Origin of the sequence: Aestuariivirga litoralis (genome assembly GCF_015714715.1) — a bacterium.
In the GTDB taxonomy this organism is placed as follows: Bacteria; Pseudomonadota; Alphaproteobacteria; order Rhizobiales; family Aestuariivirgaceae; genus Aestuariivirga; species Aestuariivirga litoralis_A.
The window spans coordinates 667,260-687,627 of record NZ_WAHS01000001.1; the positions used below are offsets into that span (position 1 = coordinate 667,260).

Consider the following 20,368-nt stretch of genomic DNA (forward strand, 5'->3'; position numbering starts at 1 on the left):
GGGGCTTTCTTGAAAGATGATCCGGGACGTCGTTATTTGACTTCGATGATGGCCCACATGCCGGCCATGTAGTGGCCCGCGACGTTGCAGAAGAGCAGGTATTTGCCGGGCGAAAGGTCGATGATCAGGGAAGCGGATTTGCTGGGCATGATTTCGGCGACGCTGCCGAGAATTTCGAGCCCTTCGGTATCCACCTTGTTGCGGCTTTGGTCGTAGGTCAGCACCTGGCTTTCGTCAGTGATGCGAGCGACCTGAACTTCATGCACAAGGCTGGAGGCAAGGTTGGTCACGTCCAGCCGAACGGCACCCGGGGTGGCGAGCTTGGGGTTGACTGCCACACCCATGGGCGCCTTTGACATATCGGCTTTCATGCCGACGCCAAGACCGAGTGGCTTGGACAGGTCACTGTCCGTCATCTTGTCGATGAGCGTGACTTTCACCACTGTTTCGGCAAGGGCCGCCGAGGTCAGAAGGCCGGTCACCAATGCCGCCGCAGCGAGGGATTTCAGTAGTTTCATTATCGTTCTCCTCAAAGATGTATCTGGTAAGCATCATTAGAGGATGGAATCGGCCTCCGGTTTGATTGAGATCAAATGGCGGGCCTCTCATTGATATATTTTATGTGCATGTTAGGAGCTGCAGGGTTTTGTGCCGTGCAGCCAAGGATGAAGACGTGCGACTGACGCGATTTAGTGACTATGCCTTGCGGGTTCTTATTTTTGCCGCCACACGGCCGAACGAGCTGGTGACGATTGCACAGGTTTCTGCTGCCTATGGCATTTCCCGCAACCATTTGATGAAGGTAACCCATAGGCTGGCCACCGGTGGTTATCTGGAAACGGTGCGGGGCAGTGGGGGCGGCCTGCGTCTGGCGCGGGCGGCAGCAAAAATCAATATCGGTTCCGTGCTGCGCGCCACCGAAGAGCGGAGCGAATTGGTGGAATGTGCCAACCGTGCCACCAATACCTGCGTGATTGCGCCGGCCTGCGCGTTGAAACACGCGTTGTTTGATGCGCTGGAGGCTTTCTACGCGCGGCTGGACAAGGTGACGCTGGCCGACATTACCCGCAATCCCGGTGCGCTTGACCTGCTGTTTGAAAAGCAGATGGCGTCCTGAGACTTGTCAAAGACTTGCCAAGCCCGGAAACTGCGCCTATGCAGTCTGGTATGGTTTTCGCCGCAGCCCCATTCGCCACCTTCGCGCATCCTGCGCCGGCGCTGCTGCTTGGCCTTCTGCTTCTTAGCCGCCCTTAAGGGCCGCCCGGGCGTTTGCCTTGGCCCTTGAGGGACCCTTGAACGGCAAAAGAAACCCCTTAAAGCAGATTTCCAATCATGATGATCAATCCAAAAGACAAATACCGTGCCTTCACGCCTGTCAGCTTGCCTGACCGCACTTGGCCCAATGCCGTCATTGACCACCCGCCGATCTGGTGTTCGGTGGATCTGCGTGACGGCAATCAGTCGCTCATCGAGCCGATGGGCCATGACCGCAAGATGCGGATGTGGAACAGCCTGCTCAAGATCGGTTTCAAGGAAATCGAGATTGGCTTTCCGTCAGCCAGCCAAACCGATTTCGATTTCTGCCGGCATTTGATCGACAACAAGCTGATCCCCGATGATGTGACCATCCAGGTGCTCGTGCAATGCCGCGAGGACTTGATCCGCCGCACCTTCGAAGGCATTCGCGGTGCCAAGCACGCGATCGTGCATTTCTACAATTCGACTTCCGAATTGCAGCGCCGGGTCGTGTTCCAGAAGGACCGGGCAGGGATCAAGGACATCGCCGTCAACGCGGCGAAGCTCGTGCGCCAGATGACGGATGAGAGCGGCATGGCCGAGGCGATCCGCTTCCAGTATTCGCCGGAAAGCTTCATGGGCACCGAGCTGGATTACTCGAAGGAAATCTGCGAGGCGGTGATGGATGTGATCAAGCCCACGCCGGACAAGCGCCTGATCCTCAATCTGCCGTTCACGGTGGAAGCGGCCACGCCCAATGTGCATGCCGACCAGATTGAATGGTCGATCCGCAACATCAAGAACCGTGACTGCATCATCTATTCGATCCACGCGCATAATGACCGCGGCTCGGCCGTGGCCGCCACCGAACTCTCGGTGATGGCGGGGGCGGACCGTGTCGAAGGCACGCTGTTCGGCAATGGCGAGCGCACCGGCAATGTCGACATCATCACGCTGGCGATGAACCTGTTCAGCCAGGGGGTTGATCCGCAGCTCGATATTTCCAACATCAATGATCTCGTGCGCATGGCGGAATATTGCAACCAGCTGCCGGTGCATCCGCGCCACCCTTACGCGGGCGAGCTGGTGTTCACGGCGTTTTCGGGCAGCCATCAGGATGCGATCAACAAGGGCTTCAAGCATATGAAGGCGTCGAATGCGCCCTTGTGGGAAGTGCCTTATCTGCCGATTGATCCGATGGATCTCGGCCGCTCCTATGAAGCCGTGGTGCGCATCAACTCGCAATCCGGCAAGGGCGGCATCGCCTATGTGATGGAGACCGAGCATGGCATCGAGCTGCCGCGCCGGCTGCAGATCGAATTCTCCAAGGTGGTGCAGGGCATTGCTGACGGCGAGGGCGTGGAGCTGGGGGCCGACCGGCTGAAAAGCGCCTTTGACCGGGAATATCTGGAAGGCAATGGCCGCTATGCGTTCGTCGAGCACAAATCCGCAGCGGATCATGGTGAGCAGGAACTCACTGCGAAAATCATGGTGGACGGCAAGCCCAAGACCATCAAGGGCCACGGCAATGGCCCGATCGATGGCTTCGTTGATGCGCTGAAAAAGGAAAGCGGGCTTGCTTTTGAATTCGTGGATTACCGCGAACACGCGATGGGCCATGGTGCGAATGCCACCGCCGTCGCCTATGTCGAGCTGCGGCTGGCCGATGGCTCAACGCTGTTCGGCGTGGGCATCGACAAGAACATCGTGGTGGCCTCACTCAAGGCGGTGGTGTCCGGCGTGAACCGCGCGCTGAAGAAGTAAGCAACTCCAATATATCGTCATTCCCGCGAAGGCGGGAACCCAGCTTTAATTCGCGAGTCGCGAACGAGCCGAAGCTGGGCCCCCGCCTGCGCGGGGGTGACGGATTTTGGGATGGGCGTTTACAAATCGGTACGCTTCGCCGATAAATTCCCATGCTCACCCGCCGCAATCTCCTCGCCTCCAGCCTCGCCACGCTCGCAACAGCGCCAGCCCTTGCCGGCCCGCAGCCGCCGCCGAAGAAGAACTGGGTGGTCGGCACCATCCCGGACACGCCCTTCAGTATTGACCTGATGGACATGAACCTGGTGCTGCCGCAGTTCCAGCGGCAGGTGGTGCGCTTCACCGGTGCGGAGCCGCCGGGCAGCCTCGTCGTCGATCCGCCGGCGCGGCTGCTCTATTGGGTGCAGGAGCGCGGCGTGGCTTTGCGCTTCGGCACGGCGGTGGGCCGCGAGGGCGCGGCGTGGAGCGGCAGTGCCGTGGTGGGGCGCAAAGCCAAATGGCCGACATGGACGCCCACTGCAAGCATGCGCCAGAAAAACCCCGCGCTGCCGGTGCAGATGCCGGGCGGCCCTGCCAATCCGCTGGGCTGCCGCGCGCTTTATCTCTACCAGAACGGGATCGACACGCTCTACCGCATCCACGGCACCAATGATCCCAGCAGCATCGGCAAGAATGCCAGCAGCGGCTGCATCCGCATGTTCAACGAATGCATTTTCGAGCTGTTCGCCGAGGTGCCGGTGGGGACGCGGGTGGTGGTGAGGTGAGTTGGCGCAGTGTGGCCAAAATTTCTAAAGATGCCATCCACGCAGCAAGTTTGCCGCAACCACATATTCTCTTTTGGGTCGATCGCTCTGATTTGGAGGTAGATGTATTACAGCAGGTAAAGCAGATTCAAATTCTTTCAGCTTGCCTTCACGGCCCGATCTCTTGAGCTCTTGTGTACGTTCAGAGTTCAGATGGACTTTGTAGTTTTCATCGAAAGTCAGCAGACTATTGTCATACGCTCTATGATGAATGGCACATAAGGCTACTCCATTCGATGTTTCGTCTGTGCTCGAAGCTTCTGAAACTGGCAAAATGTGCGCACCGTCAATGAGGCGCAACTGGATCCCACAAATCGCGCATTGATGTCCATAAGCGGTGAGAACGCGATCAGCAAAGCTGAGTGAACGAAGCGCGCGCTTTGTTTGAGTAATCGCATATCTGCGTGGCTCTGAAAAGCTTAATTCAATCACTTCATCTGAAATTGCCTGAGGGTCTTTTGTCATATTTGACAACACAAGAACTTCGGTTCGGATACTGCCAACGTCATGTAGGGGTTCTAAATTTTGAGCATATGTGCCAATGAAATCTGGTTGAAATGCAACCGTCAGTTCTCCAGTTTCTTTGCGGTGTGTAGAAAAACGATTTTGATTTGCTGAAACCAGCGCATCCTCACTGATCTGTATTGATGGAGATGAACCCAGCAGACCCGAATGAAACCGGACATCAAATCCTGCAAACACTTCCTCTTGCTGCCAGTAACCCAGGATTAGGGTCTTGCCGCCCACCTCTGGAATGAACTGCATTGGATTGATTCCGGTAATTTGTATCCGATATTCCGAAGCGCTACGAGCAGAACCCCCACCGTGGGAAATATTCCATATGAACACCTTGACGGTGAAGCTCGATTCACCATTCTTTGTAATTCGATACCTTGCCGGATGCTCGCCTGCTTTTGTCAAATATAGTACTGACCAACCCCCTGCCTGAAAGGCATGTTCAACAGAACGAAGCAATTCGGACTTAGTTAGACGAGCCATTGAAAATTAATCGTCTCGTTGAGGAGTGGGATATGACTGCTGTTTAGAGGCTTTTTTTTCTTGCGAAATCGAAGATACACCACTGGGTTTTGCTTTAGTGGGTCTCGTTTGGCCTCCGTCTTGTTGAAGTGCTACGGGGTCTGGACCGTTCCATAACAAGCTTGGCCTTGGAATTCTATAATAGCCATCATCTTGCTTCGGAGTTGCACGCGGAGTGGCTTGGTGTTGATTAAATCTACCAGCTGCTCCCAAGAGATAATTTTCAACTAGCTCCGCACATGCCCACCTGCGGTTTAATCGCTCTGCGACTTCACCGGTAATGCAACTCCCGCCGAATGGATCGAAAACGAAATCGCCTGGATCAGTCAGCATCCGAATAAAATACTCTGGAAGTTCTGCCGGAAATCGTGCCGGATGCGCTTTCAAACCCTTTTCCTGGCAATAGCGCATGTACGCGCTGTTACTTTCGGTGTTTGGGATGGCTATCAAATTTGGCGGAATAGCTGCGCCATTATTGATCGAAAACTTACTGCTAATGTCGTGCCCCGAAGGCCGCATTTTTGCTCGATAGCCATTCGCCAATAAGTGTTCCATGCTTGGGCTGTAGGGCTGTAGCACCCGCCTATTACTCGCTCTAGGCCATTCCGTCTTCGAGAGCCACCAAACTGTATTAATGGCATCTTTGACACGGATGCGTCTGATATTTACCCATTCAGCCGGTGTAGGAAGTTTGGAAGGGTTCCACCAATAAAACTCCTGAGCTAAATGAAATCCGAACTTCTCACAGAGCATTATTAGAAGCTTGAAATGGTATAGACTTCTAGTAGGTGTTCCAGGCTTCCATGCCCCACCCAGATCAATGACTAGGCTACCAGTATTTTTCAAGATTCTGTGAAAGTGCTCTGCAAATCCTTCGAACCATTTCAGATATGCATCTTCTTTTTGGTTGCCGTATTCTTTTTCCCTAGTCAATGCGAATGGCGGGCTGGTCATCACCAAGTCCACGCTATTGGCTTTCATCGACTGCATAACATCAAGGCTGTCCGAGTGATAAACAGAACCAAGTTTCGTCTGAAGGTATAGGCGGGATGTTTTTGGGGTAGCCATCTCATTTACTTTTTATTGCGCTAACCCAAGTGGGTTTCAAACTGATTGGGACAATCAACGGCATGTTGTGATTCTGCAATTGAATGCATTGGACCGGAAACCAAGATCACGTCGTTCTTATTATGTTCCAAAATGTCAGTTTGTCAACCCGTCAACGGTTGCTCTCGGCGCGCTAGCGTAATATAGATAATTAATCCTAAAATCTGTTGACAAGTACTTTATTTTATGATTTTAATCATTTTGTGGACGTAACCCAACAGGAGGGGACAGTGTCGACAGCGTCTCTACATTGCGGGTTTCGTCTGCAGCGCCTGCAGGAATTCCGGTTCAACGCGCCGGGTTCTTCCGGGAGCTCCGGCCCTGGACCTTGGGCACTAAGACCCAAGCGCCTTCAATGGCTGACCAATATCAGTTCCGGATTTAAAATCGCTGCGCTTTGCTTTCGGGCATCAAGCCTCACGGCCAATATCCTACACACACTCAGCATATGCGGGCTTGAAGCCAGGAGCGGGCATTCCCCTCCCTCTTCCTTTCGCATCCGCGCATCAACGCGCATTCATTTGAGGCCCCCATGACCCTGCCGCCCAACCCTGATCCGAAAATCCACCGGCCCTATCTCACCCATGCGCCTTGGGCGGGATACACTTCGCGTGAACATGCGCGCGCGGAGCCTTTGGCGCAGTGCCCCAATGCGCGCTGCCGGCGGCTGCAGCACTGCGTGGCTGCACATGATGATCTCTATTGCCAGCGCACGCATATATCGCACGCAGAGTATCTCGACGGGCTGCCGCCGCATGAGCCGATGATCGTGAATTCTCCGGAGCTGATGGAGATCTACAAGCTCGAAATGGAAGCGCAAGCCGCAGACCGGCTCGACGCGTTCAAGCGTCTGCAGGCGCGCTGGAAGGCGGGCGAGTTTGATGCGCTCTATGGCAAATACAGTGCGCGCGGCGTGCTGAAACATCCGCCGGAGAAGCGCTTTGTGCGAGGGCCTCGTCCCAAACGAAAAAGCCGCTGAAGAGTTCACACGCTTGCTGATTCTCCGGTAAGGGCGATCACAGGATTGCCACCGATGGTGGAAAATTGAGCACCATTTAACTCAGAGCGTGCAATCTGGCGGTTTTGAATAACCTGAAACGCCGATACTTCGCTGAATTTGCTTAGATTATTTTAGTCATTCGCTCTTTTAGCGAATTGCAAGCGAAACGTCTCACGTTTCACAATCTGATCACTCGCGACTGGGGGTTCAGACGCGTCAGCAACCGGTGTTCAAAGTCAAATTTGAAGAACCGGTTGTTGCATATTCAGACGGCAATCGTGTCCGTTGGCAATGATGTTGACTCATTCATCCGAACGATACCCCGACAGCGTTGCGTCTTCCTCAGCCGAGACATAGTTCGGCGATTTGCTGGTGATCAGCGCCCGCACCAGCACGGAAACCGATGGATCTGCAATTTCCAGAATGCCCAGGCTGGCAATCGCGCGGCGTGCCAGTGTTCTGCCAGTGCCCAGATATTCCACCGCGATGCGCGTCGCGATATCGGCACTCGCGGTGCGCAGCAAGGCCAGCCCGGCGCGCGGAACGGCCTGGCTTGCGGCCGGGCGCTGAATCCTAAAGGCCGTGAACTCAAACGGGAAGATGCGGTTGCGGCCGATGAGCAAGGCCCCGTGCACATCGCCCAGAATGATGCCGCCATGCCGGCCCACGGCATATTCCGGCTGCGGCGCACCGATGGGCTTGAATGTGGTGCGCCTCGTGAAGCGGGCAATCTTGCCGTCATTCACCACCTCGATCAGCATGCGCACGCAAAAGCCAGGCCGGTCAATCAGTGGCGCATAGCAATTGTAATAGCCGCTGCGCAGGTCAGTGATGGCGCCAGAGCCCACCGTGTTCAGCAGCGGGACGAGGTTCGCAAATTCCGGCAGCAAGGCCAGCCCTTGGGGTTCCATGGGTTCAGTGGAACCGGCCGCAGCGTTGCTGGCAAAAAGCGATGCCTCGCTGACTTGTAGCACGGCGCTCAGCCGTTCAAGCGTGCGCGGGTTGGGAAGGTTCTGCCCTGAGAGATAGCGGTTGAATTGCTGGCGGTTGATATCTGCCAGGCGGCACAGTTCAGCAATGGAATTGAAGCGTGCGCAGTGAACCCGGAGATTCTCCGCGAACACTTTATGGATGGATTGGTTGGGCCGCCCCGCGTTCATTGTGGAATTTATACCACAAGTTGAACAGGTTGCCTACCACGTTCCGATATTCGGCATGGACGCCCATGGTTCCTGTACGGGCAGGTGAGTGCCTTCACCGCGCTGGAGAACCTCGATCGAAATCCCATCGGGGGTTTTGATGAAGGCCATGCGGCCATCGCGCGGCGGGCGGTTGATGGTGACACCTTCCTTCATCAGGCGCGCGCAATAGTCGTAGACATTATCAACCGCGATAGCGAGGTGGCCGAAATTGCGGCCGCCGGTATAGGTCTCGGGGTCCCAATTGTAAGTCAGCTCCACTGGTGCGTCAGGGCTTTCGGGGCAGGCGACGAACACCAAAGTGAAGCGGCCTTTTTCGCTGACATGCCGGCGCTGCTCCACAAAGCCGAGGACGCGGGTGAAGAAGTCGAGTGATTTGTCCAAGTCGCTGACGCGCACCATGGTATGCAAGTATTTCATGAGACATGACCTTCAATTGAGTGGGTGTAGAACCATCACTTACGAATCGGATGAAGTCAAACTGTGTAGATTTTGTCAGAATCGCCGTCTGGTTTTCGCATGGTTGGAAATTTCCACGGCAAAATCCCGGTGATCGCAAATCGAATTGTGTGCATTGATCAACATGGCAACGGGATGAAACCGCTGCGAATTTCACGCACAGATTGAATTTTGCATTTGATGATCGGGCGAACATTCGCTCTATCATCAAGCTTATGCACAACATCGCCCTGTACAATTCTTAAAATTTTGATCAATTTGTTGCAAATGAGGCGATGAGGCATCGTCTCTCAGGGCACGGGTTGGTAAGTAGATGTCTGATGCGGCAAAATTCGAGGGCAGGGAATCCACCTCCTCCGTCGTAGATAATGAACATGGGGTCTCCATCATTCGGGTGGATGGACTCGTTAAATGGTTTGATATTGGCCGTGGCTACGGCTTCATAATCCCCGACAACGGCCTGCCTGATATTCTTTTGCATTTGAGCTGCCTGAAGCGCGATGGTTTTGAAGCGCCGCTCGAAGGCTCACGCATTGCCTGCGAAGTTGTAGCGCGCCAGAAGGGCTTCCAGTGCCTGCGGGTGCTGAGCGTCGATCACTCCACCGCCATCCACCCGGTTGAGCGCCGGGCCCGCACGCATAACCCCGTCACCGCGACGACGGGCTGGGTGCGCGCCAAGGTCAAGTGGTTCAACCGCACGCGCGGCTTCGGCTTTGTCACAGAAGGTGACGGCATGGGCGATATTTTCGTTCACATGGAAGTGCTGCGTAAAACCGGCATTGCTGAATTGGTTCCAGACACCTGGATCTATGTGCGTTATGGTGACTCGAACCGGGGCAAGATGGCCGCTGAAGTACGCAACAGCATGGAAAGCGGCCCGGCCCACACGAACTAAGGCTTTATCGCGTGGTGGTGTGTTTTGAGAGTTTTTGTCTGTGCCTTGGTAATGGTCTGGAGCCTGGTTATAGGCTTCGCTCTACCATTGCATGCACAGGAGGCGATGCGGGTTGAACCTTTAAGCGTCGTCACATCGTCCGGCATCACCACCTTTTCCACCGAAATTGCAGACACCGAGGACCTGCGCGAGCGCGGGCTGATGTTCCGCCACATCCTGCCGGACGACCAGGCGATGCTTTTCGATTTCCAGCAGCCTCGGCCGGCTTCGATGTGGATGAAGAACACCTATATGTCACTCGACATGTTGTTCGTAAGACAGGATGGCAGCATCGCGGCGCTGGCCGAGAACACCGTGCCGAAATCGCTGGATACGATTGGGGTGAATGAACCAGTGCGCGGCGTGGTCGAACTGCCGGCCGGAACGGTGAAGCGCCTGAATATCAAGCGCAACGACAAGGTGATCAGCCACATCTTCGCCAATGATCTGAACTGAATTCTTCAGCGCATTTCGCCCCTGTACGAGCCCTAGCGGAATTGATTATAGGTGCGGCTTCTCTTCGAAGGATTCCGACCCATGCATGACATCAAGGCGATACGCGAAAACCCGGCTGCTTTTGACGCCGGACTGGCGCGGCGCGGTCTTGGCGCACAAGCCGCTTCGCTGGTTGGCCTTGATGAAAAGCGCCGCGCACAGCTGCAGGCTTTGCAGGAAGCGCAAAGCCGCCGCAACGCACTGTCGAAGGAAATCGGCGCGGCGATGGGCAAGAAGGATCAGGCGCTGGCCGACAAGCTGAAGGCGGAAGTGGCTTCGCTGAAGGATCAGATCAGCGCTGGCGAAGAACAAGAGCGTGTGCTCGGAAAAGAATTGACCGATGCGCTCAGCGTCATTCCGAACATTCCATTGCCGTCTGTCCCCGACGGCAAGGACGAGCACGGCAATGCGGAAGTGCGGCGCTGGGGCACGAAGCCGGAATTCGCCTACGAGCCGTTGCAGCATTTCGATCTGGGTGAAGGCCTAAAGCTGATGGATTTCGAAATCGCGGCCAAGCTTTCTGGCGCGCGTTTCGTGGTGTTAAAGGGCGCATTGGCGCGGATGGAGCGCGCTTTGGCGCAATTCATGCTGGACATACATACCAATGAATTCGGTTACAGCGAAACCTATGCGCCTTACATGCTGCGTGATGAAGCCATGTATGGCGTGGGCCAGCTTCCCAAATTTGCCGAGGATCTGTTCAAGACCACATCCGGCCATTGGCTGATCCCCACGGCGGAAGCGTCGCTCACCAATCTGGTGCGCGAGCAGGTACTCGATGAAGCTGCTCTGCCGCTGCGCATGACAGCCTATACGCCTTGTTTCCGTGCAGAAGCGGGTGCTGCAGGACGTGATACGCGCGGCATGATCCGCCAGCATCAGTTCTCCAAAGTGGAACTCGTTTCGATTGCCACGCCGGAACAAGCCGATGCGGAACACGAGCGCATGACCGGGTGTGCCGAGGAAATTCTCAAACGTCTGAACCTGCATTACCGCACCATGCTTTTGTGCACGGGTGACATGGGTTTTGGCACGCGCAAAACCTATGACCTTGAAGTGTGGCTGCCGGGGCAAAATGCCTTCCGTGAAATTTCATCCTGCTCGCAGTTTGGTGAATTCCAGGCGCGGCGCATGGAAGCCCGCTCGAAAGCGGCGGATGCCAAGCAGGCGCGCTATGTGCATACGCTGAATGGCTCAGCGCTTGCCGTGGGCCGCACCATGGTTGCGGTGATGGAAAATTATCAGAATGGCGATGGCTCCGTGACCATTCCGGAAGCCTTGCGCCCCTATATGGGTGGCATGTCCGTCATCAAGCGGCCGTAAACACCATGCGCATTCTGGTCACCAATGATGACGGCATTCATGGGCCGGGGCTGAAGGTTCTGGAAAACATTGCCCGCACGCTGAGCGATGATGTGTGGGTGGTGGCACCTGATGTGGAACGGTCAGGGGCAGGGCATTCGCTCACACTGTCGCATCCGCTGCGTTATCGCCACATTGAAGGCCGGCACTATGAAGTGTCGGGCACGCCAACAGATTGCGTGATTATGGCGTGCCGCAAGATCATGCCAGGCATGCCTGATCTTTTGCTGTCCGGTGTCAACCGCGGGCAGAACATTGCCGATGATGTGACCTATTCCGGCACCATCGCCGCCGCAATGGAAGGCACGTCACTGGGGATCAAATCCATCGCCATGTCGCAGGTCACCGGCATTCATGACAATGGTCTGAATTTCGCGGTGGCAGCAGCGCATGGCGCTGAAATTGTGAAGACGTTGATGAAGCTGGAATTTGGGCCGGGCATTCTGGTCAACGTGAATTTCCCGGATTGCCGCGTGGCCGATGTGGCGGGAACCGAAATCACCTCACAGGGCAAGCGCGACCAGAATTATCTCACGGTAGATGAGCGCAAGGACAACAGGAGCGAGCCCTATTACTGGCTGGGCTTCACGCGCGACAAGGGCATTCCGCCAGCTGGCACTGATCTGGCTGCGGTGTTCAATCGCAAGATTTCGGTCACACCGCTGCACATGAACCTGACCCAGCTAAGCCTGATGGCGAAGCTGAAGGATGCGTTCAAGGCTTAAGAACCGGTGATCCTACGCACTAAAGGGAAATAGGCTGCATAGGGCAGCAGGTTCAAAATCTTCAGCAGCCACACAAAGCGGCGTGGATAAGCAATCTCGAACTTTCCTGCAGCGAGGCCCGCGATTGTGGCTTTCGCCGCCGCCTCCACAGGCATCAAGAATGGCATCGGAAAATCATTGGTGCTGGTCATTGGCGTTTTGACGAAGCCCGGATTGATGACGCTGACATCCACGCCCATGCCTGACCATTCGAGCTTGAGGCTTTCGGCAAGATTGATCAGTGCGGCTTTACTGGCCCCGTAACCTGCAGCGCGGGGCAAGCCGCCATAACCGGCGACTGATGCGATCCATGCAATATGGCCCCGGCCCCTTGCTTTCATCCTTGGAAAGCAGACGCTGATGCCGCTGAGTACGGCACCGTAATTCGTCTCCATCATGCGACGGCAGGCTTCGGCAGAAAATTGTCCAGGCACAGACCCTTCATAAAGGCCCGCCGCGAAGATCGCGAGATCGATCGGCCCCAGTTCGGCTTCGATCTTTTGTGCGGTCTCAGCCATGGCATTGAGGTCGATGGCATCGACTTGAAAATAGGTGATGCCACTCGTGCCAAAGTCAGGCGCATCTCGGCGTCCGGAGGCTGCTACCTTGATGCCATCACGGGCCAACTGACAGGCGATCTCGAAGCCGATGCCGCTGGAGGCCCCGGTGATCCAGACCACCCGCCAGGGCAGGCTTTTACCGTCCAAGCTCAAATCCCGATGAAGGGCTGGAGCAGGCGCGCAGCAAGGGAGCGAAAACGGGTGGGCGCATCATTGGCCACGAGGCAAATGCAGGCCTCGTCACCTTTCACCACCGGATTATGGGAAATGCTGTCATCCAGATCGGCGATGTCGCCAGCTTTGAACTCACCCATTTCGTCCTGGTAGGCGCCCTTCAAAACCAAGGTCAACTCGGTTCCGCCATGGCCATGTTCCGGAAGCTGCGAGCCTTGCTTGACGCGCAGCAAGCCAAAGAAACCATCCTCACCAGCGGCACGCGGCAGCTTCACCATTTCAATGCCAGGGCCGGCCTTGCGCCACTTCAATTGATCAAATGTCTCGACACCAATTTCACTGGCCAAAGCACGCGGCAATTCGGAAGGCTGCCTGGCGCGCGATGCCGGGAAGCGGTGAAGAGTTGCAGTATCAACACGGCCCATCACAGCCTGCTTGAGGTTGGCATTGACCGGCCTTGGCGCTTCACTGAAGGCGATGGCGGCGCCAAGCTCGGCCGCGCCCCGCACATTCTCGCGGCAAACATCACAGGCCTCAAGATGAGCTGATGCCACAATGCGCAAGTGCCGGGGCAGGGTGCCGCCAGCGAAAGAAAGCACCGTAGCGTCGTCAAGATGGTGCTGAATATTGGTCACGATGATTTCTCCATGGATTTACGCAAGTGCACCTGAGCCAGGCGCATGCGCGATTTAACGGTGCCCAAAGGCAGATTTAATCTTGCAGCGATTTCGTGCTGGGTCAGCTCTTCGCGGAAGATCAGGTCATAGATTTCGCGTTGCTCGGCTGACAACGAGTCCATTGCGATCTTGAGTGCGCTGAGGTGGGAATAGCGGAGCGTTTGCTCTTCAGGGTTTTCGGCCGTATCGGGCTCGTCATACTCACTGAAATCCATCAAGACCTGCGGGCGCAGTTTACGTGCCCGGTCGATCCTGAGGTTGCGAGCCATAACGAAGACCCAGGCAAAGACCGAGCCTTTTTCCGGCAAGTACATCCCGGCCTTGACCCAAACATTGACCATCACGTCCTGGATAATGTCTTCGGCTTCAGTGCGCTGCAGGCCCAAGCGTGAAAGCTGGCCTTGCAAGCGCGGGGCAATCACGTCGAAAAGCTGCTCATAGGCGGTGCGGTCGCGGTTGGTTGCAACCTGCCGCATCAAACTTTGCAAGCCTTTTTCGTCCAATGGTCTTCCCTGGCCGCGCTGCTCCATGAACGGAACGCTAACGTATGTGGTGGACATTTGCATCTGTCATTCCCTTGGCACCTCTACGCGCCAAGGTGCTGCTTGGATCACCGTAGCCAGGAATAGCCAAATCGTTGATTTGAAAGTGATCCGGCCAGCGCTCCCGCACGTTGAGGCATCAGGGAGTGCAGAATGAGACGTTTGAATATTGCGGTAGTGGGCTCTGGCGTATCGGGGCTATCAGCAGCCTGGCTTCTCTCCAAACGTCACCGGGTGACACTTTTCGAGGCTAACCACAGATTTGGTGGGCATTCGCACACCCATGATATTGAAACCGCCGGAGGCAAAGTGCCGGTGGATGTGGGATTCATTGTCTATAATGAAACGACCTATCCCAATCTGGTAGGCATGCTTGATACGCTGGGCGTCGACAGCCAGAAGACTGAGATGGGCTTCTCGGTTTCACTGCAAAATGGCGAAGTGGAATATAGCGGGCAAAGCCTGTTCCACCTGATGGGCACCTGGCCCGCCTGTGCCACCAACCCGACGCATTGGAACATGGTCAAGGAGCTGGTGCGCTTCTACCGGCAAGCCAAACAGCAGGCGGCATCGGTGGATGCTTGCATGCCGCTAGGACAGTTCCTGAAAGAGTTTGGCTACAGTGCCCGGTTTGTTGAATTTCACTTGTTGCCAATGGCTGCCGCCATCTGGTCTTCGGAAACCGGTGACATGATGAATTATCCGGCCAAGGCCTTCATCCAGTTCTTTGACAATCACCAGCTTCTGACATTGGGCCGGCGCAAGCCGTGGCGCACGGTCAAGGGTGGCTCGCGCAATTATGTGGCCAAGCTTTTGGCCCAGACAACAATCACGCAAGCGGGGCTGGGGGCCTTCAAGATCAAGCGCAGCAATTATTACGCCGATGTGGTGATGGATAATGGCGCCGAAGAACGCTTCGATCATGTCGTGCTGGCTTGCCATGCCGATGAGGCACTGCGGCTGCTTGATCAGCCAAGCGAAAAGGAAATCGCGCTGCTTTCGCCATTCCGCTATTCCGATAACCGCGTGGTGCTGCACCAAGATGCAGCACTAATGCCGCGCGCCAAGCGGTTCTGGAGCAGTTGGAACTATGTCTCGCAGACGGGCAATGACGGTGCGGGCGTGACCTATTGGATGAACGCCTTGCAGCATTTGCCCACACGGGAGAATGTGTTTGTGAGCCTGAACCCGCAGGCGAAGCCGCACGGGCCCATTCATCTGGACCACCGGGTGCAGCATCCAGTGTTCACGGATGAAACCTTTTTGGCGCAGCAGGAGCTGTGGAGCCTTCAGGGACAGCAGAATACCTGGTTCTGCGGCGCATATTTCGGTGCGGGCTTCCACGAGGATGGCCTGCAATCGGGGCTTGCCGTGGCTGAAGACCTGGGCGGTCTGGCGCGCCCATGGAATGTTGCAAATGGTGATGGACGTATCGTGCGGAAGCCTGTGCCGCAATTGAATCCGATCGAATGGGCCGAGGCCGCAGAATGAGTGACCTCAAGCCCTGCCTCTATCTCGGCGCTGTCTCGCACCGGCGGTTTGCATCCGTCAAACACGAGCTCGTCTACCGGGCCGTGAGTGTCTTTCTCGACATTGATCAGTTGGAACAGATCAATAAGACCTCGTGGATCATGGGATATAACCGGCGCCGTTTGCTTTCGGTGCGCGATGCTGACCACGGGCCGGGCGATGGTACGCCGATCAACATCCATGTGCGTGGGCTGCTTGAAGCAAATGGGCTGCAACATGCTGGGCGGATTTTCATGTTGTGCTATCCGCGCATCCTCGGGCGGCTGTTCAACCCGATCACAATCTATATGGCGATTGATTCTGAAGACCAGCCCGCGGCGATGATTTATGAAGTGAACAACACTTGGGGCGGGCGTCATTCCTACGTGGTGCCGGTGGCGGGCTTTACTGGCCACGAGGCGGAAAAGGCACTGCATGTTTCGCCTTTCAATCAGGTGGAAGGCACGTATCGTTTCCTGTTGCGACAGCTGGCTGACAAACTGCAATTCGACATTGCCTATTTCGTCGAAGGCGGACTGAAACTTACTGCGCGCATTGAGGGCGAACGCGCCAGTCTCAATGACTGGCAGTTGCTGCGGCTCTGCCTGCAGCTCGCGATCCAGCCGCTCAAGATCTGGGGCGGCATTCACTGGGAAGCGCTTAAGCTCTACGCCAAGGGTTTGCGTGTGGGCGGCCGCACCGCCAGGGTTTCCCCACCTGATGAGCCGCGCCGCGTTGCTAGGGCCAAGCTTAAACCGCCAATCACTCAACCATGAAACAGGAACCGAAAATGCCAGTGCAATACATATATGCCTATTTGCTCGCTTTGGTCGTTTATGCCGTGATCGATTTCGTTTGGCTGGGTTTGATCGGGCGAGGGCTCTACGTTTCTGAAATGGGGGACGCGCTACGCCCCGATTTGAATTGGGCGGCGGCAGTGGCCTTCTATCTGGTTTATGCGCTTGGTTTGGTGTTCTTGGCCATTTCGCCGGGCGTGGCGGCGAAGAGCGTCATGCAAGCTGCGAGTGCCGGCGCGGTCTTAGGTCTGGTGGCCTATGGCACTTATGATCTCACGGGCCTAGCAGTGCTCAAGGGGTTTAGCACGCGTATCGCGCTGGTTGACCTTGCGTGGGGCACGTTGCTTTCAGCCGCCGTGGCGGCTGGGGTCACAAAAATCCTGACGTAACTATTTGCCCGACGCGATGTGGCTGCCGAGGCTTGAGAATTGCCCGGCAACCTGACTAGAGAAACCAGGCATGAGTATCACGAGGCCTACTCCCAAAGCAGCTGCGATCACCACATATTCGATGGCGGTTACGCCACGCTGATCAGCAAAAAACTTCCTGAACATCGTTTTTCTCTCCTCGTCCCCAGCTTTAAAAGCTCGAAAGATTAAACAAGCGCTAGAATTGGCGAAAAAAAGCGCGCGGAAATTGCAAAATTTTCGATGCTACTGTCTCATTTTGAAAAGAAGACAATTTTTAATTGAGAAATTCCTCAATGGCTAGAACAGCACAATCTCTGCGTGTTTCGTTGTGACGGCGGTTGTATGTTGAATGGTGCCGGTTGAGAGGATTGAACTCCCGACCTTCGGTTTACAAAACCGCTGCTCTACCGCTGAGCTAAACCGGCATCAAAGGCTCTGAATTTAACCATCGGCCATGACGGGGCCCGCTGAGCGGGCCGTTAGCGAGGCCTTTAATCCATTTGGCCCCGTTGCTGCAACACCCCAAGCCAAGATCACGAAGCCGCCTGCAGATGTCTCATTCTGAGGCAGGTCATTAGAAGTTTGTTGAGTTCTTAGGAAGGGAAGTTGAAGATGTCTTATTCTGGAAAATTGATTTTGCCGGCTGTGCTGGCAGTGGCGACTTTCGCTGCGGCTCCTTTTGCAACGGGCTTCATGGATGCTCATGCCGGCGGCAACCCCGGTGGCACTGGTGGTGGCAAGCAGGGTGGCAATCCCGGTGGTGGCGGTCGTGGCAAGCAGGGTGGCGGTAGTTATCATGGCGGCTCTTACAGCTGGGAAGGCCAGTCACAGATCATTTGCGTGGTGAACGGCCGACGCTTTAACGCACGTAGCAAAAGCGAGTGCTACGGCGGGTATGGATCAGCCTGCTATTGCGGCAATTATGCTGGTGGGTATGCAGGCGGCGGTGTTTATGGCGGCGGCTATGCCTATGGTGGCGGCTCGGGCTACGGCAAGCAGGGCGGCTATGGTTATAGCAGCTCGTTCTATGGCAGCCGTGCTGCAGTAATGCAGGCCGAGCGCCGTTCGCGCACTGCAAACTATAGCTATTCCGCTTATGGCCAGGGTTATGGCGGCGGCGGTTATGGATATGCTGGATACGATATGTCGGGTTACGGTGCTGCCGGGTATGGCTATGCAGGCGGCGGCGCTTATGCCGTCGGTGCTCCGGTCTATGCGTATGGCCAGGGTGGCTATGTGAAGCGCTACAAGAGCGCCAAGCGTGTGCGCTACAGCGCCACCCGCCGTGTTTCAGCGAGCTATCATTACAGTGTGCGCCGCAGCCAGGGCGGTACTTATGGCATCGGCTACAATTCGGGCTTTAACGAAGCCCAGGGCACCTTCGGCGGCGGCTACGGCATGCAGGGTGGTTACGGCATGAATGGTGGCTATGGCTATAACCAAGGCTACCAGGTTTTCTACGGCCCGACCATGTCCAAGGGCGGCGGCTACTAAGTCTTCGCCTTCAACAGTTTTCAAAAAGCCGGGGCCTTGCTCCGGCTTTTATATTTTGTGGCGCAGCGCATAGAGCGAAAGCGCTGCCGCAATTGACACATTGAGGCTCTTAATCTGGCCAGGCATATCGAGCCTTGCCACCACATCGCACGTGTCGCGCGTAAGCTGGCGCAAACCGCGGCCTTCAGCGCCGAGGACAACAGCGAGCGGTGCTGTGATCTTCAAATCATCCATCGTGCCGGCTGCTTCGGAATCGAGTCCAATCAGGCTGAAGCCATAAGTTTTTAATTCTTCCAGCGCGCGTGCCAGATTGGTGACGGTGACATAAGGGACAAGTTCATACGCGCCTGATGCAGCCTTGAAGAAAACGCTGTTTGTTTCAGCGGCGTGACGCGCCGTGGTAATGAGCGCGGTAGCATTGAAGGCGGCGCAGGATCGCATGATGGCGCCGACATTGTGCGGATCTGTCACCTGATCCAACACAACAACGAGGCCGGATTTATCAATCTGATCGAGGCGCGGCTGATTGAGAGGGCGGGCCTCCAGGATCAGACCCTGATGCACGGCATCCTTGGATTTGAGTAAATGATCCAGCAGGCGCGGATGGACGATCTCACCTTCAATCGGCAGGTCTTTGACGTCTTCTTTCAAGCGCGCCAATCCATTCTCGGTGGCCCACAGCTTGACGGGCTTGCGCTTCGCATTGCCGATGGCGGCGATGACCGGGTGGGCGCCATAGATCAGATCATTGTCGGTGCTGGTCACTGCAATGGGCGTGTCCCTGTCGGGATTAGTGGCACGGGGTGGGCTCTTGCTGGCAAAACCCGGTTTTCCAAAACTGCGTTTGAAGGGTGGCTTTGGACCCTTGCTTGGGCCTCTGCTGGGCCCTGATCGATCACTTGTCATGGGGCCTTATTAGCCTAATTGGCTGTAATTGCCACTGTGTTGCCTCTATGCCCGAATAAGGCTAGGTCCTCGCTGAAATTAACGGAGAACTTCATGAAACGATTCCTCATGGCCGTGGCTTTGACAGCCGTGGCAGCAAGCCCCGCCTTGGCAGATGCGGCCTTGAAAGTGGACACATCCAAGAGCTGCAGCTTCGTGATCAAGCTGCGCCCGGATTTGGCGCCCAAGCATGTGGCGCAGGTGACCAAGATTGCTGCAGCCGGACAGTATGACGGCGTGGTGTTTCACCGCGTGATCGATGGTTTCATGGCGCAGACTGGTGACGTGAAATTCGGCAAGGACGGTGGTGATCTTTCGCAGGCCGGCATGGGCGGTTCGGATGAACCTAATATTCCTGCTGAATTCAACAAGGAACATTTCAAGCGCGGCACCGTGGGCATGGCCCGCTCGAACGAGCCAGATTCCGCCAACAGCCAGTTCTTCGTGATGTTTGCTGACGGCGGCTTCCTCGACGGCAAATATACAGTGTTCGGCGAAGTTGATGCCGAAGGCATGAAGTGCGTTGACATGCTCACCAAGGGTGACAGCAACAATAACGGTTCAGTAGCAAAACCAGACAAGATGACGAAAGTAACGGTGATCCAATGAGCGACCTTGAAAACACCCTCCATCTCGAAATCGCCGACAATGCCGGCAAATCGAAAGGCAAAGTGACCATCGCCTTGCGCCCTGATCTGGCACCGCTGCATGTGGCCCGCATCAAGGAACTGGCGCGCGAGAAGTTTTATGATGGCGTGGTGTTTCACCGCGTGATCGAAGGCTTCATGGCGCAGGGCGGCGACCCGACCGGCACCGGCATGGGCGGCTCGAAGAAGCCTGACCTCAAGGCCGAATTCTCGGCTGAGCCGCATGTAAAGGGCGTGTGCTCGATGGCGCGTTCGGCCAGCCCGAACTCTGCCAACAGCCAGTTCTTCATCGTGTTTGATGACGCGCGCTTCCTCGACAAGCAATATACTGTCTGGGGCAAAGTGACTGAAGGCATGGATGTCGTTGATGGCATCAAGCGCGGCGAGCCGGTGAACAAGCCGGACAAGATCGCCACCATGCGCGTGGCGGCTGACGCCTGATCTGATGCGAT

The 20,368-nt window shown here is 56.0% G+C and carries 24 protein-coding genes and 1 tRNA gene; 14 read left to right on the top strand and 11 right to left on the bottom strand.

Going from position 1 to position 20,368, the window contains the following annotated elements; genetic code table 11:
• Positions 1-32 precede the first annotated feature (32 nt).
• Positions 33-518, bottom strand: a complete 486-nt coding sequence (locus tag F8B91_RS03500) for a sulfocyanin-like copper-binding protein (protein WP_196502322.1) — start codon at positions 516-518, stop codon at positions 33-35.
• 155 nt (positions 519-673) lie between these two features.
• Between F8B91_RS03500 and F8B91_RS03505 the strand changes: the two genes are divergently transcribed.
• The 3 genes from F8B91_RS03505 to F8B91_RS03515 all read left to right on the top strand — a co-directional run bounded on the left by F8B91_RS03505 (position 674) and on the right by F8B91_RS03515 (position 3,764).
• Positions 674-1,117, top strand: a complete 444-nt coding sequence (locus F8B91_RS03505; protein ID WP_196502323.1) for an Rrf2 family transcriptional regulator — start codon at positions 674-676, stop codon at positions 1,115-1,117.
• Positions 1,118-1,332: 215 nt separating this feature from the next.
• Positions 1,333-3,000: a 2-isopropylmalate synthase gene (gene leuA, locus F8B91_RS03510; protein ID WP_196502324.1), complete on the top strand. Its 1,668-nt coding sequence runs from the start codon at positions 1,333-1,335 to the stop codon at positions 2,998-3,000.
• Positions 3,001-3,152: 152 nt separating this feature from the next.
• On the top strand, positions 3,153-3,764 hold the full coding sequence (locus tag F8B91_RS03515; protein ID WP_196502325.1) for a L,D-transpeptidase: 612 nt from the start codon (positions 3,153-3,155) through the stop codon (positions 3,762-3,764).
• A 24-nt stretch (positions 3,765-3,788) separates the two neighbouring features.
• Here F8B91_RS03515 and F8B91_RS03520 read toward each other — a convergent pair whose 3' ends face one another.
• Complete coding sequence (locus F8B91_RS03520) at positions 3,789-4,802, bottom strand: HNH endonuclease (protein ID WP_196502326.1); 1,014 nt, start codon at positions 4,800-4,802, stop codon at positions 3,789-3,791.
• A gap of 6 nt (positions 4,803-4,808) precedes the next feature.
• On the bottom strand, positions 4,809-5,909 hold the full coding sequence (locus F8B91_RS03525; protein WP_196502327.1) for a DNA-methyltransferase: 1,101 nt from the start codon (positions 5,907-5,909) through the stop codon (positions 4,809-4,811).
• Positions 5,910-6,480: 571 nt separating this feature from the next.
• Between F8B91_RS03525 and F8B91_RS03530 the strand changes: the two genes are divergently transcribed.
• A complete protein-coding gene (locus tag F8B91_RS03530; RefSeq protein WP_196502328.1) occupies positions 6,481-6,927 on the top strand; it encodes a hypothetical protein in 447 nt (148 codons plus the stop codon).
• A gap of 323 nt (positions 6,928-7,250) precedes the next feature.
• Here F8B91_RS03530 and F8B91_RS03535 read toward each other — a convergent pair whose 3' ends face one another.
• Together F8B91_RS03535 and F8B91_RS03540 are read right to left on the bottom strand one after the other, a co-directional pair.
• Positions 7,251-8,108 (bottom strand): helix-turn-helix domain-containing protein, encoded by an 858-nt coding sequence (locus F8B91_RS03535; protein ID WP_196502329.1) that lies wholly within the window; start codon positions 8,106-8,108, stop codon positions 7,251-7,253.
• Positions 8,109-8,141: 33 nt separating this feature from the next.
• A complete protein-coding gene (locus F8B91_RS03540) occupies positions 8,142-8,567 on the bottom strand; it encodes a VOC family protein (RefSeq protein WP_196502330.1) in 426 nt (141 codons plus the stop codon).
• A gap of 352 nt (positions 8,568-8,919) precedes the next feature.
• Between F8B91_RS03540 and F8B91_RS03545 the strand changes: the two genes are divergently transcribed.
• The 4 genes from F8B91_RS03545 to surE all read left to right on the top strand — a co-directional run bounded on the left by F8B91_RS03545 (position 8,920) and on the right by surE (position 12,122).
• A complete protein-coding gene (locus F8B91_RS03545) occupies positions 8,920-9,501 on the top strand; it encodes a cold-shock protein (RefSeq protein ID WP_196502331.1) in 582 nt (193 codons plus the stop codon).
• A gap of 105 nt (positions 9,502-9,606) precedes the next feature.
• Entirely contained in the window at positions 9,607-9,996 is a 390-nt protein-coding gene (locus F8B91_RS03550) for a DUF192 domain-containing protein (RefSeq protein ID WP_196502332.1), read from the top strand.
• 81 nt (positions 9,997-10,077) lie between these two features.
• Positions 10,078-11,358 (top strand): serine--tRNA ligase, encoded by a 1,281-nt coding sequence (gene serS, locus F8B91_RS03555; protein ID WP_196502333.1) that lies wholly within the window; start codon positions 10,078-10,080, stop codon positions 11,356-11,358.
• 5 nt (positions 11,359-11,363) lie between these two features.
• Entirely contained in the window at positions 11,364-12,122 is a 759-nt protein-coding gene (surE, locus tag F8B91_RS03560; RefSeq protein ID WP_196502334.1) for a 5'/3'-nucleotidase SurE, read from the top strand.
• Here the strand turns inward: surE and F8B91_RS03565 are convergent.
• The 3 genes from F8B91_RS03565 to F8B91_RS03575 are packed head-to-tail and all read right to left on the bottom strand — an operon-like array spanning position 12,119 to position 14,048.
• Positions 12,119-12,868 carry an SDR family NAD(P)-dependent oxidoreductase gene (locus F8B91_RS03565; RefSeq protein ID WP_196502335.1) on the bottom strand — a complete coding sequence of 250 codons (750 nt, stop codon included), beginning with the start codon at positions 12,866-12,868 and terminating at the stop codon, positions 12,119-12,121. The genes surE and F8B91_RS03565 overlap by 4 nt on opposite strands.
• Positions 12,869-12,870: 2 nt before the next feature.
• Positions 12,871-13,530, bottom strand: a complete 660-nt coding sequence (locus F8B91_RS03570) for a ChrR family anti-sigma-E factor (RefSeq protein ID WP_196502336.1) — start codon at positions 13,528-13,530, stop codon at positions 12,871-12,873.
• Positions 13,527-14,048 carry an RNA polymerase sigma factor gene (locus tag F8B91_RS03575; protein ID WP_196502337.1) on the bottom strand — a complete coding sequence of 174 codons (522 nt, stop codon included), beginning with the start codon at positions 14,046-14,048 and terminating at the stop codon, positions 13,527-13,529. The genes F8B91_RS03570 and F8B91_RS03575 overlap by 4 nt, the downstream gene beginning before the upstream one ends.
• A 219-nt stretch (positions 14,049-14,267) precedes the next feature.
• Between F8B91_RS03575 and F8B91_RS03580 the strand changes: the two genes are divergently transcribed.
• The 3 genes from F8B91_RS03580 to F8B91_RS03590 are packed head-to-tail and all read left to right on the top strand — an operon-like array spanning position 14,268 to position 16,809.
• The gene (locus tag F8B91_RS03580; RefSeq protein ID WP_196502338.1) at positions 14,268-15,605 is read left to right on the top strand and encodes an NAD(P)/FAD-dependent oxidoreductase; all 1,338 of its coding nucleotides are present in this window, start codon (positions 14,268-14,270) and stop codon (positions 15,603-15,605) included.
• Positions 15,602-16,399 (top strand): DUF1365 domain-containing protein, encoded by a 798-nt coding sequence (locus F8B91_RS03585; protein ID WP_196502339.1) that lies wholly within the window; start codon positions 15,602-15,604, stop codon positions 16,397-16,399. The genes F8B91_RS03580 and F8B91_RS03585 overlap by 4 nt, the downstream gene beginning before the upstream one ends.
• A gap of 14 nt (positions 16,400-16,413) precedes the next feature.
• Positions 16,414-16,809, top strand: coding sequence for a DUF2177 family protein (locus F8B91_RS03590; protein ID WP_210324323.1), 396 nt, complete (start codon positions 16,414-16,416; stop codon positions 16,807-16,809).
• Here F8B91_RS03590 and F8B91_RS03595 read toward each other — a convergent pair whose 3' ends face one another.
• Complete coding sequence (locus F8B91_RS03595) at positions 16,810-16,974, bottom strand: Flp family type IVb pilin (protein ID WP_196502340.1); 165 nt, start codon at positions 16,972-16,974, stop codon at positions 16,810-16,812.
• Between the two features lie 206 nt (positions 16,975-17,180).
• Positions 17,181-17,255 (bottom strand) — tRNA-Thr (locus F8B91_RS03600).
• Between the two features lie 187 nt (positions 17,256-17,442).
• On the opposite strand from F8B91_RS03600, the gene F8B91_RS03605 reads away from it, so the two are divergent.
• Entirely contained in the window at positions 17,443-18,324 is an 882-nt protein-coding gene (locus F8B91_RS03605) for a hypothetical protein (protein ID WP_196502341.1), read from the top strand.
• A gap of 48 nt (positions 18,325-18,372) precedes the next feature.
• Here the strand turns inward: F8B91_RS03605 and rlmB are convergent, their stop codons facing one another.
• Entirely contained in the window at positions 18,373-19,230 is an 858-nt protein-coding gene (rlmB, locus tag F8B91_RS03610; RefSeq protein WP_196502342.1) for a 23S rRNA (guanosine(2251)-2'-O)-methyltransferase RlmB, read from the bottom strand.
• A 93-nt stretch (positions 19,231-19,323) separates the two neighbouring features.
• On the opposite strand from rlmB, the gene F8B91_RS03615 reads away from it, so the two are divergent.
• Complete coding sequence (locus tag F8B91_RS03615) at positions 19,324-19,878, top strand: peptidylprolyl isomerase (protein WP_196502343.1); 555 nt, start codon at positions 19,324-19,326, stop codon at positions 19,876-19,878.
• Positions 19,875-20,357, top strand: coding sequence for a peptidylprolyl isomerase (locus F8B91_RS03620; RefSeq protein ID WP_196502344.1), 483 nt, complete (start codon positions 19,875-19,877; stop codon positions 20,355-20,357). Before F8B91_RS03615 ends, F8B91_RS03620 begins: the two co-directional genes overlap by 4 nt.
• Positions 20,358-20,368 lie beyond the last annotated feature (11 nt).